The sequence below is a fragment of the Pseudomonas sp. 21LCFQ02 genome, assembly GCF_024129895.2.
Classification (GTDB): domain Bacteria; phylum Pseudomonadota; class Gammaproteobacteria; order Pseudomonadales; family Pseudomonadaceae; genus Aquipseudomonas.
Window position 1 is genome coordinate 3,688,246 of record NZ_CM178749.1, and the last position, 15,944, is coordinate 3,704,189.

General features: G+C 62.1%; 9 protein-coding genes. 4 read left to right on the forward strand and 5 right to left on the reverse strand.

The genetic code is table 11. From position 1 onward, the window contains the following. A complete protein-coding gene (gene ssuD, locus NJC40_RS16610) occupies positions 1 to 1,143 on the reverse strand; it encodes an FMNH2-dependent alkanesulfonate monooxygenase (RefSeq protein ID WP_045490008.1) in 1,143 nt (380 codons plus the stop codon). Positions 1,144 to 1,436: 293 nt separating this feature from the next. Here ssuD and ku point away from each other — a divergent pair, with 293 nt between their 5' ends. The 3 genes from ku (at position 1,437) to NJC40_RS16625 (ending at position 5,924) form a co-directional block, all read left to right on the forward strand. Then, positions 1,437 to 2,336: a non-homologous end joining protein Ku gene (ku, locus tag NJC40_RS16615; protein WP_253140338.1), complete on the forward strand. Its 900-nt coding sequence runs from the start codon at positions 1,437 to 1,439 to the stop codon at positions 2,334 to 2,336. 19 nt (positions 2,337 to 2,355) lie between these two features. Continuing rightward, positions 2,356 to 4,854, forward strand: coding sequence for a DNA ligase D (gene ligD, locus NJC40_RS16620; protein WP_253140339.1), 2,499 nt, complete (start codon positions 2,356 to 2,358; stop codon positions 4,852 to 4,854). A 101-nt stretch (positions 4,855 to 4,955) separates the two neighbouring features. Next, positions 4,956 to 5,924: an aldo/keto reductase gene (locus tag NJC40_RS16625; protein ID WP_253140340.1), complete on the forward strand. Its 969-nt coding sequence runs from the start codon at positions 4,956 to 4,958 to the stop codon at positions 5,922 to 5,924. A 144-nt stretch (positions 5,925 to 6,068) separates the two neighbouring features. Here NJC40_RS16625 and NJC40_RS16630 read toward each other — a convergent pair whose 3' ends face one another. The 3 genes from NJC40_RS16630 to mfd all read right to left on the reverse strand — a co-directional run bounded on the left by NJC40_RS16630 (position 6,069) and on the right by mfd (position 12,854). After that, positions 6,069 to 8,789, reverse strand: a complete 2,721-nt coding sequence (locus NJC40_RS16630; protein WP_253140341.1) for a DEAD/DEAH box helicase — start codon at positions 8,787 to 8,789, stop codon at positions 6,069 to 6,071. A gap of 67 nt (positions 8,790 to 8,856) precedes the next feature. Beyond that, entirely contained in the window at positions 8,857 to 9,393 is a 537-nt protein-coding gene (locus NJC40_RS16635) for a CsiV family protein (RefSeq protein ID WP_253110366.1), read from the reverse strand. A gap of 11 nt (positions 9,394 to 9,404) precedes the next feature. Beyond that, on the reverse strand, positions 9,405 to 12,854 hold the full coding sequence (gene mfd / locus NJC40_RS16640; RefSeq protein WP_253140342.1) for a transcription-repair coupling factor: 3,450 nt from the start codon (positions 12,852 to 12,854) through the stop codon (positions 9,405 to 9,407). A gap of 188 nt (positions 12,855 to 13,042) precedes the next feature. Here mfd and NJC40_RS16645 point away from each other — a divergent pair, with 188 nt between their 5' ends. After that, positions 13,043 to 14,506, forward strand: a complete 1,464-nt coding sequence (locus tag NJC40_RS16645; protein ID WP_253110369.1) for a glyceraldehyde-3-phosphate dehydrogenase — start codon at positions 13,043 to 13,045, stop codon at positions 14,504 to 14,506. 128 nt (positions 14,507 to 14,634) lie between these two features. Here NJC40_RS16645 and NJC40_RS16650 read toward each other — a convergent pair whose 3' ends face one another. After that, on the reverse strand, positions 14,635 to 15,921 hold the full coding sequence (locus NJC40_RS16650; RefSeq protein ID WP_253140343.1) for an MFS transporter: 1,287 nt from the start codon (positions 15,919 to 15,921) through the stop codon (positions 14,635 to 14,637). Positions 15,922 to 15,944 lie beyond the last annotated feature (23 nt).

The window sequence follows — 15,944 nt, forward strand, 5'->3', positions numbered from 1 at the left end:
TCACTTCGCCTGCTGTGGCGGCAGGTCATTGGCGATCATCTCGCCGAACGGCCCGGTCAAATTGGTCACCCCACGCCCGGCCAGGCTGGCGTAGGGCTCGGGCAGCAGCGGGAACACCAGTTCAGCGAAGCGGTAGGCTTCTTCCAGGTGCGGGTAGCCGGAGAAAATGAAACTGTCGATGCCCAGGTCGGCGTATTCCTTGATCCGTGCTGCCACCTCTTGTGGATTGCCGACCAGTGCGGTGCCGGCGCCGCCGCGCACCAGGCCAACCCCGGCCCACAGGTTCGGGGCGATTTCCAGATTGTCGCGCTGGCCATCGTGCAGCGCCGCCATGCGCCGCTGGCCTTCGGAATCAAAACGCGAGAAGGATTTTTGCGCGGCGGCGATGGTTTCGTCACTGATCGGCTCGATCAGGCTGGCAGCGGCTTGCCAGGCCGCTTCGCTGGTTTCCCGGACAATCACGTGCAAACGAATCCCGAACTTCACGGTACGCCCCTTGCGCGCTGCACGCTCACGCACGTCGGCCAGCTTGGCGGCGACCGCAGCGGGGGGTTCACCCCAGGTCAGATATACGTCGACCTGCTCGGCTGCCAGGTCATGGGCTGCGTCGGAAGAGCCACCGAAATACAGCGGCGGGTAGGGCTGTTGCAGCGGTGGGTACAGTGCCTTGGCATTTTCCACATGCAGATGTTTGCCCTTGAAGTCCACCGCCTCACCCTGCAACACCCGGCGCCAGATCTGGAGAAATTCGTCGGTGACTTCATAGCGTTCGCTATGGCTCAGATGAATGCCATCGCCGCGGTTCTCGTCCGGGTCGCCACCGGTGACCACATTGATCAGCAGCCGGCCGCCTGACAACCGGTCCAGAGTCGCAGCCATGCGCGCCGAGACCGTCGGCGAGATGATCCCCGGACGAATCGCCACCAGATAACGCAGGCGTTGGGTCAAGGGGGCCAGTGCCGAAGCCACTACCCAGGAGTCTTCGCAAGAACGGCCGGTAGGAATCAGCACCCCGTAGTAGCCCAGATCGTCAGCCGCCTGCGCGACTTGCTTGAGGTAGTTGAGCGTCACCGGGCGCGCGCCTTTGGTGGTGCCCAGATAGTGGCCGTCGCCATGGGTGGGGAGAAACCAGAAAACGTTCATAGCAGTCCTTCAGAGGCTGGGGTCGACCAATGGGTACTGTTGGCTGGCAGACAGTGGGTCAACAGAGCAGGGATCATCCAGTCTTTATACGGACGTATTTTTATTCCTCAAAATATCTTGGAATCATATTTTTATCTCTATATGGAATATATGGCGTTTTGAATGTTTTCTGGCTACTGACTGAACCGGGCACTGTTGCTGGAGCAACAGCCAGTTGGGGCGTTGGTCTCACAGGTGAAACTTTGCTGTTCGCCGGGCAGTCACCTCTGAACCAACGCGTGGGGAACAGGACAATGGCAAGGGCAATCTGGAAGGGCGCGATCAGCTTCGGTCTGGTGCATATCCCGGTGGCACTGGTGTCAGCCACCAGCAGCGAGGGCGTGGATTTCGACTGGCTCGACAAGCGCAGCATGGACCCGGTGGGCTACAAACGGGTCAACAAGGTGACCGGTAAAGAGGTCAGCGCAGAAAACATTGTCAAAGGCGTGGAGTATCAGAAAGACCGCTACGTGGTGCTCAGCGAGGAGGAAATTCGCGCCGCCCATCCCGAGGCGACCCAGACCATCGACATCTTTGGCTTTGTCGACAGCCAGCAGATTCCCTTGCAGCACATTGATATGCCTTACTACCTGGCGCCGGTGCAACGTGGTGAAAAGGTCTACGCCTTGCTGCGTGAGACCCTGCATACCAGCAACAAGGTGGCCTTGGCCAATGTGGTGCTGCACGCCCGCGAGCATTTGGCGGCATTGATGCCGTTGGCTTCGGCGCTGGTGCTGGTATTGCTGCGTTGGCCGGAGCAGGTGCGTGATATGGATGAGACGCTGCAACTGAGCGAGGCGGTGACGGACGTCAAACTAAGTAAAGGCGAGCGGGATATGGCGAAAAAGCTGGTCAAGGACATGAGTGTCGACTGGCGGCCCGAGGACTACCGCGACACGTTTCAGGACAAGATCATGGCGTTGGTCAAGACCAAGGCCAAGCGCGGCAAATTGGAAGCCGTGGGTGGGCAAAGCCCGGATCCTGAGCGCAAACAGGCGGACGTGATTGACCTCACCGAGTTGCTGCGCCAGAGCTTGGCCGGCCAGAGCAGCCCGCGCAAGACCAAGGCGTCAGCCAGGGCTTCGGCCAAGCCTGCCGCCAAGTCCGGTGAGGCCAAACCGGCAAGCCCTGGCAAACGCCGCCGCGCCGGGTAGTGATTGAAGGAGTCGCCAGATGGTCAGCGAGTACACCCGCAAGCGCCGTTTCGATATCACCCGCGAACCGCCAGAGACCGGCACCCGCAGCAAGCGCAAGGCCGCTGGAGAGGCGCTGAGCTTTGCGATCCAGAAGCACGACGCCAGTCACTTGCACTACGACTTGCGTCTTGAACTGGACGGTACCCTGAAAAGCTGGGCGGTACCCAAAGGCCCGAGCCTGGACCCGGCACACAAGCGCCTGGCAGTGCAGGTCGAAGACCACCCGCTGGCGTACGCCAGCTTTGAAGGGCGTATTCCCGAAGGGCAGTATGGTGCCGGTGAGGTCATTGTCTGGGATCGCGGTATCTGGCAGCCGCACGGTGATCCGCGCAAGGGGTATGAAGCCGGCAAGCTGGAATTCACCCTGATCGGGGAAAAACTCAATGGTGAGTGGGCGTTAGTGCGCACCCGGCTCAAGGGCAGCGGGAATCGCAAGCAATGGCTGCTGATCAAGCGCAGCGACGATGCGGCGCGGCCGGTCGATGAATTTGATATCACCGTCGAGCGCCCCGACAGTGTCTTGAGTGACGCCACCCTCAGCCGAACCCGGCCGGCCAGGCCTGAGCAGCCGAAAAAAACCACAGCCTTCGTACACACGTTGAGCCCGCAACTGGCCACCCTGATGGACCGACCGCCGCTCGGCGACTGGCTGTATGAGATCAAGTACGACGGCTATCGGATCCTGACCTGCATCCACGCCGGTGAAGTGCGCCTGCTGAGTCGTACCGGCAATGACTGGACAGCACGGATGCCAAGGCTTGCCAAGGCGCTGGCCAGGCTGGGGCTTGAAGACAGCTGGCTCGACGGCGAGGTGGTGGTTCTCGATCGTGACGGCTTGCCGGATTTTCAGGCATTGCAACGGGCATTTGATGAGCACAGCGATGCACAGATCGTTTACTACCTGTTCGATGCGCCCTGGCTCAACGGCGATGACCTGCGCAAGCAGCCGCTGCAAGTGCGGCGTGAGGCTCTGGCCCAGGTGCTTGAAGGTCAGCGCAGCAAATTGATCAGATTCTCCGCAGGCTTTGCCGCCAGTCATCACGACATTGTCGAGAGTGCAAGGGCCATGGGCCTGGAAGGGGTCATTGGCAAGCGTGCTGGCAGTCTCTACCAGGGCAAGCGCAGTGCTGACTGGATCAAGCTCAAGTGCCGTCTGGCTCAGGAGTTTGTGATCGTCGGCTACACACCGCCCGAGGGTAGCCGTAGTGGTTTCGGCGCGTTGTTGCTGGCGGTCAATGATGCCAGGGCGGCAGGATTGGTGTACGCCGGGCGGGTCGGCAGCGGCTTTGATGGCAAGACGCTGCGCCAGCTCAAGCAACAGCTTGATGCATTGCAGCGTGACAGCTCGCCGTTATGCAAGCCGCTCAGTCGTGAGTTGAGCCGCGATGTGCAATGGGTTGAACCGCAGCTGGTCGCCGAGGTGCAGTTTGCCGAATGGACCCGAGATGCGGTTTTGCGTCAGGCCTCGTTCATCGGCTTGCGTACCGATAAGCCGGCGGCGCAGGTGGTGCGTGAGGTCGCCCGCCGAGCAGGTCTGCCGTTGGTGGATGAGGCGCAGCCGGACTCCTCAGAGCAGGCCACTAAAGCCTGCGTCGCCGGCGTCGCGATCAGTCACCCTGAACGGGTCATTGATCCGCAAAGCGGCGTCAGCAAGGCCGTTCTGGCGCAGTTCTATCTGGCCATTGCCGACCGGCTGCTGGCTGAGCTGAGCAAACGTCCAGTCGCGTTGCTGCGTTGCCCGCAAGGCATCGAGGGCGAGCAATTTTTCCAGAAACATGCCCAGCGCTTGAGCATCCCGAAAATCACTCAACTTGACGCGTCCCTGGACCCCGGTCATGCGCCGCTGCTGCAGATCGATAACCGGGCAGCGCTGGCCGGTGTGGTGCAGATGGGGGGAATCGAGTTGCATACCTGGGGCGCTACCAGTGACCGGATTGAAACTCCGGACCGGCTGATCTTCGATCTTGATCCCGATCCGGCGCTGCCGTGGTGCAGCATGATCGAGGCCACCCAGATGCTCCTGGCGGTGCTCGATGAGCTGGGCCTGCAGGCCTTTCTGAAAACCAGCGGCGGCAAGGGCATGCACCTTATTGTGCCGCTGGCCCGGCACACCGGTTGGGATCAGGTGAAGCGCTTTGGCAAGGCGGTCGCCGAATTCATGAGTCGCCAGTTGCCCGAACGCTTCAGCGCTACGGCCGGCCCACAGAACCGGGTCGGGCGGATCTTTATTGACTATCTGCGCAATACCCGCGGCGGCACTACGGTGTCGGCCTGGTCAGTGCGCGCCCGACCTGGCCTGCCCGTGTCAGTGCCTGTCGGTCGCGATGAACTGGCGACCCTGAGCTCGGCCCGGCAATGGCACGTTGGCAACCTGGCGGAGCGCTTGCGCGATCTGGACGAAGATCCATGGGCGGGCTATCACAATCGCCAGCGCATCACTCAGGCGATGTGGCGACAGTTGGGTATTGATGATTGAGCTTACGATTCGCGGTTGCCGCGTGCGGGTCTAGGCTTATGGTTTTGCTTGCCCGGCGCTGAGCGTTCAGCGCGGGTGCGTCACATACAAGGAGAATCCGCATGACGCCATCCTCATGCCTGACCCGTCGCCGTCTGCTGGCGCTGGCCGCTGGCACTGCCGCAGCCCTGAGCCTTGATTCGGCCAGCGGTGCTCAGCAGCCGGTCATGCAGCCTGTCACCGATTTTTCCGCCAAGCTTCCAGGAGACCGCACCATGCAGACTCGTGCAATCCCTTCAAGCAACGAGCCTTTGCCGGTGATCGGCGTGGGTACCTATCGCGGCTTCGACGTCGCCACGTCAAGCCCGGCCTATAAACAATTGCGTAGCGTACTCGATGCGCTGTTCGCCGCCGGTGGCACCGTGATCGACAGTTCGCCCATGTATGGTCGGGCCGAGCAGACCACCGGCGAACTGCTGTCTATCCACGAGCCGCGCTCGCCGGCTTTTCTGGCCACCAAGGTATGGACCCGCGGCCGCAAGGAGGGCATTGCACAGATGGAGGAATCATTGCGTCTGTTGCAGACCGAGCGCATCGACCTGATGCAGATTCACAATCTGGTCGACTGGCAGACCCATTTGCCGGTGCTGCGTGACTGGCAAGCGCAGCGGCGGATTCGCTATGTCGGCATCAGCCACTACACCTCGTCGGCCTACGATCAGGTCGAGGCGGTGCTCAAGACTGAACAGCTGGATTTCCTCCAGATCAACTATGCATTGGATGATCGCGCGGCCGAAGCCCGGCTGTTGCCGCTGTGCCGGGAGCGTGGGGTGGCGGTGATCTGCAACCGGCCGTTTGGCGGTGGCGGACTGTTGTCGCGGCTCAAGGATAAGCCGCTGCCCGGCTGGGCGGCGCAGGTGGAGGCCAGCAGTTGGGCACAACTGGCGCTCAAGTTCCTGCTCGCCCACCCGGCGGTCACCTGTGTGATCCCCGGCACCGGCAACCCGAAATACATGGCCGATAACGCCGGTGCAGGTTTCGGCCCGACCCTGACCGATGCCCAGCGCCAGCAGTTGATCGCCCTGATCTAAGGGGCCCTGGCGCCAATACTGTTCGGTCAGACCGGTGGGAACAGCCGGCCGGCGTTCAGTTGGCTGTGGTCCGGCATTCCGCCGTCTTCGCTACCAAGGTAGCTCCCACAGAGGTATATAGCGCCTAACCGAACAGTATTGACCCTAGCGGCGGTCCTTCTTCGGCGCTGGCGGCAACGGCGCGAACAGCGCCTTGAGATCGTCATCGCTGAGCTTCCAGTCGCCTTGGGTACGGCCATCGAGAACACCGGCGGCCAGTGCGGATTTATCCTGCTGCAGGCGCTGGATCTTCTCTTCCACCGTACCCCGGGCAATCATCTTGTAGACGAACACCGGCTTGTCCTGACCGATCCGGTAAGCGCGGTCGGTGGCCTGATTTTCCGCCGCCGGGTTCCACCACGGATCGTAATGGATCACGGTGTCGGCAGCCGTGAGGTTAAGGCCCGTGCCGCCGGCCTTGAGGCTGATCAGGAACACCGGATGGCGGCCTTCCTGGAAGTCGCGGATCGGCGTGCGCCGGTCACGGGTCGAGCCGGTCAGCAGCGAATAGGCGATGTTGCGTTGCTCAAGCTCCTGCTCGATCAGTTCGAGCATCGAGGTGAACTGCGAAAACAGCAGGATGCGCCGTCCTTCGGCGAGCAGTTCCTCAAGCATTTCCATCAGCCCGGCAAGTTTGGCCGAGCTGCCGTGGCGCGGGTTGATCGGCATGTTGTTGACCAGCCGCAGGTCGCAACACACCTGGCGCAGCTTGAGCAGCGCTTCAAGGATGACGATCTGGCTGCGCGCCATGCCCTTGCGGTCGATCTCGTCGCGGACTTTCTTGTCCATCGCCAGGCGCACGGTTTCATACACGTCGCGCTGGCCATCGTTGAGTTCGACCCACTGGATGATCTCGGTCTTGGGCGGCAGCTCGGTGGCAACCTGCTCCTTGGTGCGGCGCAGCAGAAACGGTTTGATCCGCGAGTTCAGGTGCTTGAGCCGATCAACATTGCCATGCTTTTCGATCGCGGAGCGGTAGTTGCTGTTGAACTCCTTGCTGCTGCCCAGCCAGCCGGGCATCAGGAAGTGAAACAGTGACCAGAGTTCCCCCAGGTGGTTTTCCAGCGGTGTGCCGGACAGGCACAGGCGCTGTCGGGCCTTGAGCTGACCGGCCGCCTGGGCGGCCTTGCTCTTGGGATTCTTGATGTACTGCGCTTCATCGAGAATCAGTACATGCAGGGGCAGTTTTTCCAGATGCTCGACATCGCGGGGCAGCAGCGCGTAGGTGGTCAGGATCAGGTCATAGCGTTGCAGGTCGGCCAGGTCCTGATGGCGCTGGGCACCGTACAGGGCCAGTACCTTCAACTGCGGGGTGAAGTGTGCTGCTTCGTCGAGCCAGTTGCCGATCAGGCTGGTGGGCATCACCGCCAGTGCCGGACGATCAAGACGCCCGGCCTGTTTTTCCAGCAACAAGTGGCTGAGGGTCTGCAGGGTCTTGCCCAGGCCCATGTCATCGGCCAGCACGCCACCGACTTCCAGCTCGCGCAGCGACTGCATCCAGCTCAGGCCCTCAAGCTGATAAGCGCGTAACTGGGCGTTGAGTCCCTCGGGCAGGTTGACGGTCGCATCCTTGATATTGGCCAGGCGTTCAGCGAAATGCCGCAGTCGGTTACCGCCTTCCCAGGACAGCGGCAGCTCGTCGAGCTCGACCAGCCGCGCCGCGTCGGCGGTGTTCAGGCGCAGGCGCGTGTTGTCCGGCTCGCGCCAGTAGAAGTCGCCAAGCGTGGCCAGCACCGGTTTGAGCCGGCCAAAGGGCAGGGCAATCTGCACCGGGCTGCCACCGCTCTGGGTGAAGTGGTTGAGCTGCACCAGCAATTGTTCTTCATCGCCGCGTTTGGCCACGGCGGCGGGGCTGGTCAGTTCGGGGTGGCTGCGCAGCAGGTTGATCAGGATCGGCAGCAGGCTCAGGCGCTCGCCATTGACGATGATCCCCAGTTCCAGGTCGAACCAGTTACGGTCTTGCTGCTCGTCGACCACGGCATACCAGTCATCCACCGGCGTGACATCGAAGCCGAAACCGTCGCGGATGTCGATTTCCCAGCCTTGCTCACGCAGTTTCGGCAGGTCATCGAGCACAAAATGCAGCCAGGCTTTTTCGCCGGGCAGCTCGTACATTTCGCCGGCGCTGTCAGGCAGTGCCTTGCTTTGCCGGGTGGCGATCTTGAAGCCCATGTCGCTCAGTTGCTGGCGCAGCTCGCGTTCGCGCTCGCCTTGACGGCGGATGCGCAGGGTTTCGGTCGCGGTGTGTTCGAGGATGTCACTTTTCTGGTTGACCAGATCGCTGCCCAGGCTGCTGGTCAGGATGCTTACATGGGTGGTGCCTATCGCATAGTGCTTGCCGTAGGCAAATGCCAACGCCGCACGGTGATGAGTCTGCCGCTGCATGCGCCCGTTACGCGGTTCGAAGGCGGTGAATTCGAGGCTGGCCAGGGTCAGGCGCGGACGCGGTTGCAGGTCATCGATCAGCCGCTCGGGCAGTTTCGGCTGCGCGAGCGCTGGCGCTGGCATGGCCTGCAGCAGTTCATCGCGGTTGTGCGGGTCTTGCAGGTAATGCAGCGCCGCCACGCAGTGCTTGCAGTCTCTGCGTACCGGGCAGGTGCAGGTGCATACCAGGTAATGCGGGGTCAGCGCCGGGTCCTGAAGCACCAGCGACTGGCTGTAGCGCTCGCCACCGCTGCCACGACAGCGGGTACGCACGACCTGGTCGCTGACCTGCTCAAGGCTGATGCGTTTCTGTCGCGCATAGTCGCGACCGCGCTCAAGCGTCTGGGCTTTGAAGAAGTGTGTCCATGGTCTGGCCAGGACTTTTTCAAGAATCGATGACACCGGTGTGTAAGGCCTTGCAGTGGCGATGCTTTGAACAAGCCGGACAGTGTACCCGGCTTTGCGCGGATCAGAGTGGAGAAACCTTGATCAGCAGGGCCAGGCTGCCGTAGTCGAGGAAGGTCAGCTCGCCGTTCTTGATCCGGGCGCTCTGCTTGAGCCGCTCGCTGCCTTGCAAAATACCGTGGCTATCGAGGCGGTTGACCCAGAATTCTGCGTCGTAGTCGGTGAAGCGGCCGATCGCCACGCTCAGCGTGCCTTGCACCGGGAAATGACCGAACTGCTCATCACCCTGGGTCACGGCCACGCGGCTCGGTTGCTCGCCGATCTGTTGCTGCCAGGCGCGGTGCATCAGTACCTGATACTGGCCGCTGGCGGTGAGTTTTTCGGCCAGGCCGTTGAGTGCAGTGGCGCGCTGGTTGCCGGCTTCAATCCGGGGCGCGCCGGCGTCCCAGTGCTCGGGCGCCGGTTGTGGGGTCGCGGCCGGCTCACCGAGTTGGCGGAACAGGATGGCTTCGACCAGGTATTGATCATTGGCAAAGGCGCTCGGGGACAGCGCAGCCAGTAGCACGGTGGTGAACAGGATCAATGAGCGGTACAGGCGCATGAACACATCCTTCAGGCAGATTTCGGGGTCAGGCGCTCCAGCAGCGCCTCAATGGTGTTGAAGCGCTCCTCAGGGCGTTCCATCGGCACCATGAATTTGAACAGCGTGGCGCCTTCGAATTTGTAACGGTTGGGCTGGCCCTGAATCAGCTTGATCAGGGTCAGCGGGTCGACCGGCGTGTTGGCCGCGAACTCGATACGCCCGCCCTGCGGCCCGGCGTCGATCTTGCTGATCCCCAGTTGCTCGGCCACCAGTTTCAGGTGAGTGATGCGCACCAGGCTTTTGGTCGGCTCAGGCAGCAGGCCGAAGCGGTCGATCATTTCGACCTGCAGATCCTTGAGGCCGTCTTCGTCGGTGGCGTTGGCGATGCGCTTGTAGAGGATCAGCCGTGCATGCACGTCGGGCAGGTAGTCCTCGGGAATCAGTGCCGGTACTCGCAGGTTGATTTCCGGGCCGCCGCCCAGCGGCTGGTCGAGGTTGGGCTGTTCGCCTTTGCGAATGGCCTTGACCGCACGTTCGAGCATTTCCATGTACAGAGTGAAGCCCACCGCCTGGATCTGGCCGCTCTGGCCGTCGCCAAGCAGTTCACCGGCGCCGCGAATTTCCAGGTCGTTGGTGGCCAGCACGAAACCGGCGCCCAGGTCCTGGGTATTGGCGATTGCTTCCAGACGCTTTTCGGCATCCGGGGTGACCTGCTTGCGCGGCGGGGTCAGCAGGTAGGCATAGGCCTGGTGGTGACTGCGCCCGACCCGGCCGCGCAACTGGTGCAACTGGGCCAGGCCGAACTTGTCGGCACGCTCGATGATGATGGTGTTGGCGCTCGGCACGTCGATGCCGGTCTCGATGATGGTCGAGGCCACCAGCACGTTGAAGCGCTTGTGGTAGAAGTCGCTCATCACCTGTTCGAGTTCACGCTCGCGCATTTGTCCGTGCCCGATGCCGATGCGGGCCTCGGGCACCAGTTCAGCGAGGTCGGAGGCGCATTTCTCGATGGTCTTCACGTCGTTGTGCAGGTAGTACACCTGGCCGCCGCGCAGCAGTTCACGCAGTAGCGCTTCCTTGACCGTGGGCTTGTTCTGCTCCATGACGAAGGTGCGCACCGACAGCCGACGGGCTGGCGGGGTGGCGATGATCGACAGGTCGCGCATGCCTGACACTGCCATGTTCAAGGTGCGCGGGATCGGTGTGGCGGTCAGGGTCAGGATGTCGACTTCACTGCGCAGGTTTTTCAGCTGTTCTTTCTGGCGCACCCCGAAGCGGTGTTCTTCGTCGATGATCACCAGGCCCAGGTTCTTGAACTTCACATCGTCCGAGAGCAGCTTGTGGGTGCCGATGACGATGTCGATCTTGCCTTCGGCCAGATCGGCCACGGCGGCGTTGACTTCCTTGGCCGATTTGAAGCGGCTCATCACCTCGACCTTGACCGGCCAGTCGGCGAAGCGGTCGCGGAAACTGTTGTAGTGCTGCTGGGCGAGCAGGGTAGTGGGCACCAGCACCGCGACCTGGCGGCCGCCATGCACGGCAATGAACGCAGCGCGCATGGCCACTTCGGTCTTGCCAAAGCCCACATCGCCACACACCAGGCGATCCATGGGTTTGGCGGCGAGCATGTCGGCGCGTACGGCCTCGATGCTCGACTGTTGGTCGGGAGTTTCTTCGAACGGGAAGCCGGCGCTGAACGTCGCGTAATCGGCTTTGGGGTCTTCGAAGGCATAACCTTCGCGAGCTGCGCGGCGGGCGTAAATGTCCAGCAGTTCGGCGGCCACGTCGCGGACCTGTTCGGCCGCCTTGCGCTTGGCCTTCTGCCAGACTTCCGAACCCAGCCGGTGCAGCGGTGCCAGTTCGTCATCGCTGCCGGTGTAGCGGGCGATCAGGTGCAGGTTGGCCACCGGCACGTAGAGCTTGGCGTCGTCGGCGTACACCAGGGTCAGGAACTCGGCGACCTGGTTGTCGACCTCAATGGTCGCCAGCCCTTGATAGCGGCCCACCCCGTGGTCGATATGCACCACCGGCGCGCCTTCGCGCAGTTCGGTAAGGTTCTTGATAACCGCATCGTTGCCGTGCTCGGCGCGTTTTTCCCGGCGCCTGCGCTGCATGACCCGCTGACCGAACAGCGGGCTCTCGGCGACCAGCGCCAGGGATGGGGCATCGAGAACCAGGCCTTCATCCAGCGGCGCGATGGTGATTGCCAAACGTTCAGTGCCGGCGACGAAATCCTGCCAGCCCTCGACGGTTTTCGGCCGCAGTTTGAGGCGATCAAGCAGTTCCAGCAGCACCTCGCGGCGCCCGGCCGATTCGGCGGTGAACAGCACTCGGCCGGGGAACTGATCGAGGAAGTTCGACAGCGCCGCCAGTGGCTGACTGGCCTTGGCTTCGATGGCCAGTTCTGGCAAGGGCTGGGCCGGGAAACGTTCGCGACCGGCACCGGCTTCGATGTCCTGCTGGCTGGCGACCACCCGCGGCCAGTTCTTCAGGCGGGCAAAGCAGTCTTCCACCGGCAGGAACAGTTCGGCAGGCGGCAGCAGCGGCCGGTTGGGGTCGATGCGCCGTTCTTCATAACGATTGCGTACGTCGTTCCAGAAGTTCTCGGCGGCCTGCTCGATGCCGGGCAGGGAGAACACCTGGGTGTCCTGCGGCAGGTAATCGAACAGGGTCGAGGTTTCTTCGAAAAACAGCGGAATGTAGTACTCGATCCCGGCCGGGGTGATGCCGCTGTTGAGGTCCTGGAAGATCGGGCTGCGGCGAAAGTCGACATCGAAGCGTTCGCGAAAGCGCGCCTTGAAGCGCACCACTTCATCTTTGTGCAGCGGAAATTCCTTGGCCGGCAGCAGGCGCACAGACTCGACCTTGTCGATTGAGCGCTGGGTGTCCGGGTCGAAGGTGCGCAGGGTTTCAATTTCATCATCGAACAGGTCGATCCGATAGGGCTGCTTGCTGCCCATCGGGAACAGGTCCAGCAGGGCCCCGCGCACGGTGAATTCGCCATGCTCGTAAACTGTGTCGACGTAGCGGTAGCCGCTGGCCTCCAGCCGAGTGCGCATGGCTTCGACGTCAAGCTTCTGGCCGACATCCAGCACCAGGCTGCTGCCCAGCAGGAATCGGGTCGGGGCCAGGCGGTGCAAGGCGGTGGTGATCGGCACCACCAGCACACCGTGGTCCAGCTCCGGCAGGCGGTACAGGCTGGAGATCCGCTGCGAAATGATGTCCTGATGCGGCGAGAACAGGTCGTAGGGCAGGGTTTCCCAGTCCGGGAAATGCAGCACCGCAAGCTCCGGGGCGAAGAATTTCAGCTCCTGCTCAAGACGCTCGGCACTCTGGCTGTCAGCGGTCAGCAACAGGGTAAAGCGCCGCGCGGCGCTGGCAGCTTCGGCGATGGCCAGGCTTAAGGCGGCACCTTGCAGGTTGCCCCAGTGTTGTTTGCCGGCGGCGGCAGGCAGATGCGGTAGGCGCAGAACAGACACGGACGGTCGGACTCCAGCTGGGCGACAAAGGCGGCGATTGTAACGGGGTGCAGTGGGGCTGTCAGTTTTCCAGCGCTGTCGGCGGGCTTTTAAACATGGAATTTATGTAGTGCCAGAAGATCTGACAACCGCGCATTGCTCATAAACACTGGGGCGGTCATAATGTAGCCCCTTTTTTCAGCCCCTACATGTGGAAGGTTCCCGTGACTCAGAAGCCCGACCAGTGCCTTGGTGAATGGATCGATCGTGAAGCCCTCGCCGAGGCGATGATCCCGCTCCTCGGCCAGCTGTACCGCAATAACAATGTGGTCACTTCGATCTACGGCCGCAGCCTGATCAACCGTTCAGTCATCGCGATTCTCAAGGCTCACCGCTTTGCCCGTCATCGCCAGGCCGATGCGAGCGAGTTGTCCGTACACGAGACTTTCCCCCTGCTCAAGGCCATGAGCGAGCTCAAGCTGGGCGCCGCTTCCGTGGACCTGGGCCGTCTGGCCGTCAAGTTCAAGACCGAAGGCAACGGCCGCAGCGCCGAGGAATTCGTGCGTGCCGAACTGGCTGCCGTGGTGGGTCAGCAAAGTGCTACGCCTGCCAAGGGCAAGGACGTGGTCCTGTACGGTTTCGGCCGCATCGGCCGCCTGCTGGCGCGTATCCTGATCGAAAAAACCGGCGGTGGCCTGGGCCTGCGCCTGCGCGCCATCGTGGTGCGCAAAGGCGCCGAGAACGATCTGGTCAAGCGTGCCAGCCTGCTGCGCCGCGACTCGGTGCATGGTTCGTTCGACGGCACCATCACCATCGATGAAGCCAACAGCACCATCACCGCCAACGGCAACCTGATCCAGGTGATCTACGCCAAGAGCCCGACCGAGGTGGATTACACCCAGTACGGTATCAGCGATGCGCTGCTGGTGGACAACACCGGTGTATGGCGTGACGCCGACGGTCTGGGCCAGCACCTGACCTGCCCGGGTGTTGATCGTGTGGTGCTGACCGCGCCGGGCAAAGGCAAGCTCAAGAACATCGTGCACGGTATCAACCACGGTCAGATCACTGCCGATGACAAGATCATCTCGGCGGCGTCCTGTACCACCAACGCTATCGTGCCGGTGCTCAAGGCGGTCAATGACAAGTACGGCATCGTCAACGGTCACGTTGAAACCGTTCACTCGTACACCAACGACCAGAACCTGATCGACAACTTCCACAAAGGTTCGCGCCGTGGCCGTAGCGCCGCGCTGAACATGGTCATCACCGAGACCGGTGCCGCCACCGCAGCTGCCAAAGCACTGCCGGAACTGGCTGGCAAGCTGACCGGCAACGCGATTCGCGTGCCGACGCCGAACGTCTCGATGGCGATCCTGAACCTGAACCTGGAGAAGGCCACCACTCGCGAAGAGATCAACGAATACCTGCGCGACACCGCGCTGTATTCGGATCTGCACAAGCAGATCGACTACGTCAACTCGCAGGAAGTGGTTTCCACCGACTTCGTCGGCTCGCGTCACGCCGGTGTTGTCGACGCCGAAGCGACCATCGCCAACGACAACCGCGTTGTGCTGTACGTCTGGTACGACAACGAGTTCGGTTACAGCTGCCAGGTGGTGCGCGTGATGGAAGACATGGCCGGGGTCAACCCGCCAGCGTTTCCTGCGTAAACGCAGCTTTAAGTTGTAAGCGGCAAGCTGCAAGTGGGTGTTGTCTGGGCTGACCGGGCATCACCAGAAAAAACGGGTCGATTGTTCGACCCGTTTTTTTTCGTCTGCAGTTTGTGCAGGCGGCGCGCTCAGCTTGCGGCTTGAAGCTTGCCGCTTGTAGCGCCCTTGGCCCGGAACAGCACCAGGGTGGCTATGAGGCCAAGGATCGCCGCGCCGGTCAGCCAGATGCCTGGTGCCGCTTTGTTGCCCAGTTCATGAATCAGCCAGGTGCAGGCTGCCGGGGTGAAGCCTCCGAAGGTGGCGGTGGCCAGGCTATAGGCCAGCGAGAAACCGGTGGTGCGTACCTCGGCGGGCATGATCTCGGTCAGCGCCACGACCATCGCGCCGTTGTAACTGCCATACAGGAATGACAGCCACAGCTCGACGGTCAGCAGGTTGGCAAAACTGGGGTGCGCGACCAGCCAGGACAGGGCAGGGTAGGCGGTGAGAATGGCCAGCACGGTGGCGCCGATCAGCAATGGCCGCCGCCCGATGCGGTCGGACAGGCTGCCCATCACCGGCAGCCAGATGAAGTTCGACACGCCGACGCAGACGGTCACCAGCAAGCTTTCCAGGTCGCTCAGGTGCAGTTCGTTCTTGCCGAAGGTCGGGGTGTAGGCGGTGATCAGGTAGAACGATACGGTAGTCATCACCACCAGCGCCATGCCGGCCAATACCAGGCCGAAGTTCTGGCGGATCGAGCGCAGCACTTCACTCAACGTCGGGCGATGCTTGCGCGCTTCGAACTCTGGAGACTCCTCAAGCGAACGACGGATGATAAACAGCGCCGGCACGATCAGGCAGCCGATGAAGAACGGCAGGCGCCAGCCCCAGTCGCCCATCTGCTCAGGGCTCAACCAGTGATTCAGCGCCACACCCAGCAGCCCGGCAAACACCACAGCAGCCTGTTGGCTGGCCGACTGCCAACTGACAAAGAAGCCTTTGCGACCTGGCGTTGAAATTTCCGCGAGATAAACCGACACGCCGCCCAGCTCAACGCCGGCCGAGAAGCCCTGCAACAAGCGGCCCAGCAGAACCAGCAAGGGCGCGGCCAGGCCGATACTGTTGTAGCCGGGCACGCAGGCGATCAGCAACGTACCCATGGCCATCAGACCCAGAGTAATTAGCAGCCCTTTACGGCGCCCGTGGCGGTCAATGTAAGCGCCCAGAAAAATCGCCCCTAACGGCCGCATCAGAAAGCCGGCGCCGAAGGTGGCCAGCGACAGCATCAGCGAGGCAAATGCGCTGTCGGTAGGGAAAAATGTCTTGGCAATGGCCGTGGCGTAGAAGCCATAGACCATGAAGTCGTACATTTCGAGAAAATTGCCGCTGACAACGCGAAAAATCGCCTTGCCTTTGCTGGTGGTTGTGGTCATGGCTCTGACTCTTCAGGCTGGAT

What these genes read in the sequence shown, in the direction of transcription:
- ssuD (WP_045490008.1), bottom strand. Translation starts at nt 1,143, where the DNA reads ATGAACGTTTTCTGGTTTCTCCCCACCCATGGCGACGGCCACTATCTG.
- ku (WP_253140338.1), top strand. Translation starts at nt 1,437, where the DNA reads ATGGCAAGGGCAATCTGGAAGGGCGCGATCAGCTTCGGTCTGGTGCAT.
- ligD (WP_253140339.1), top strand. Translation starts at nt 2,356, where the DNA reads ATGGTCAGCGAGTACACCCGCAAGCGCCGTTTCGATATCACCCGCGAA.
- NJC40_RS16625 (WP_253140340.1), top strand. Translation starts at nt 4,956, where the DNA reads ATGACGCCATCCTCATGCCTGACCCGTCGCCGTCTGCTGGCGCTGGCC.
- NJC40_RS16635 (WP_253110366.1), bottom strand. Translation starts at nt 9,393, where the DNA reads ATGCGCCTGTACCGCTCATTGATCCTGTTCACCACCGTGCTACTGGCT.
- NJC40_RS16645 (WP_253110369.1), top strand. Translation starts at nt 13,043, where the DNA reads ATGTGGAAGGTTCCCGTGACTCAGAAGCCCGACCAGTGCCTTGGTGAA.
- NJC40_RS16650 (WP_253140343.1), bottom strand. Translation starts at nt 15,921, where the DNA reads ATGACCACAACCACCAGCAAAGGCAAGGCGATTTTTCGCGTTGTCAGC.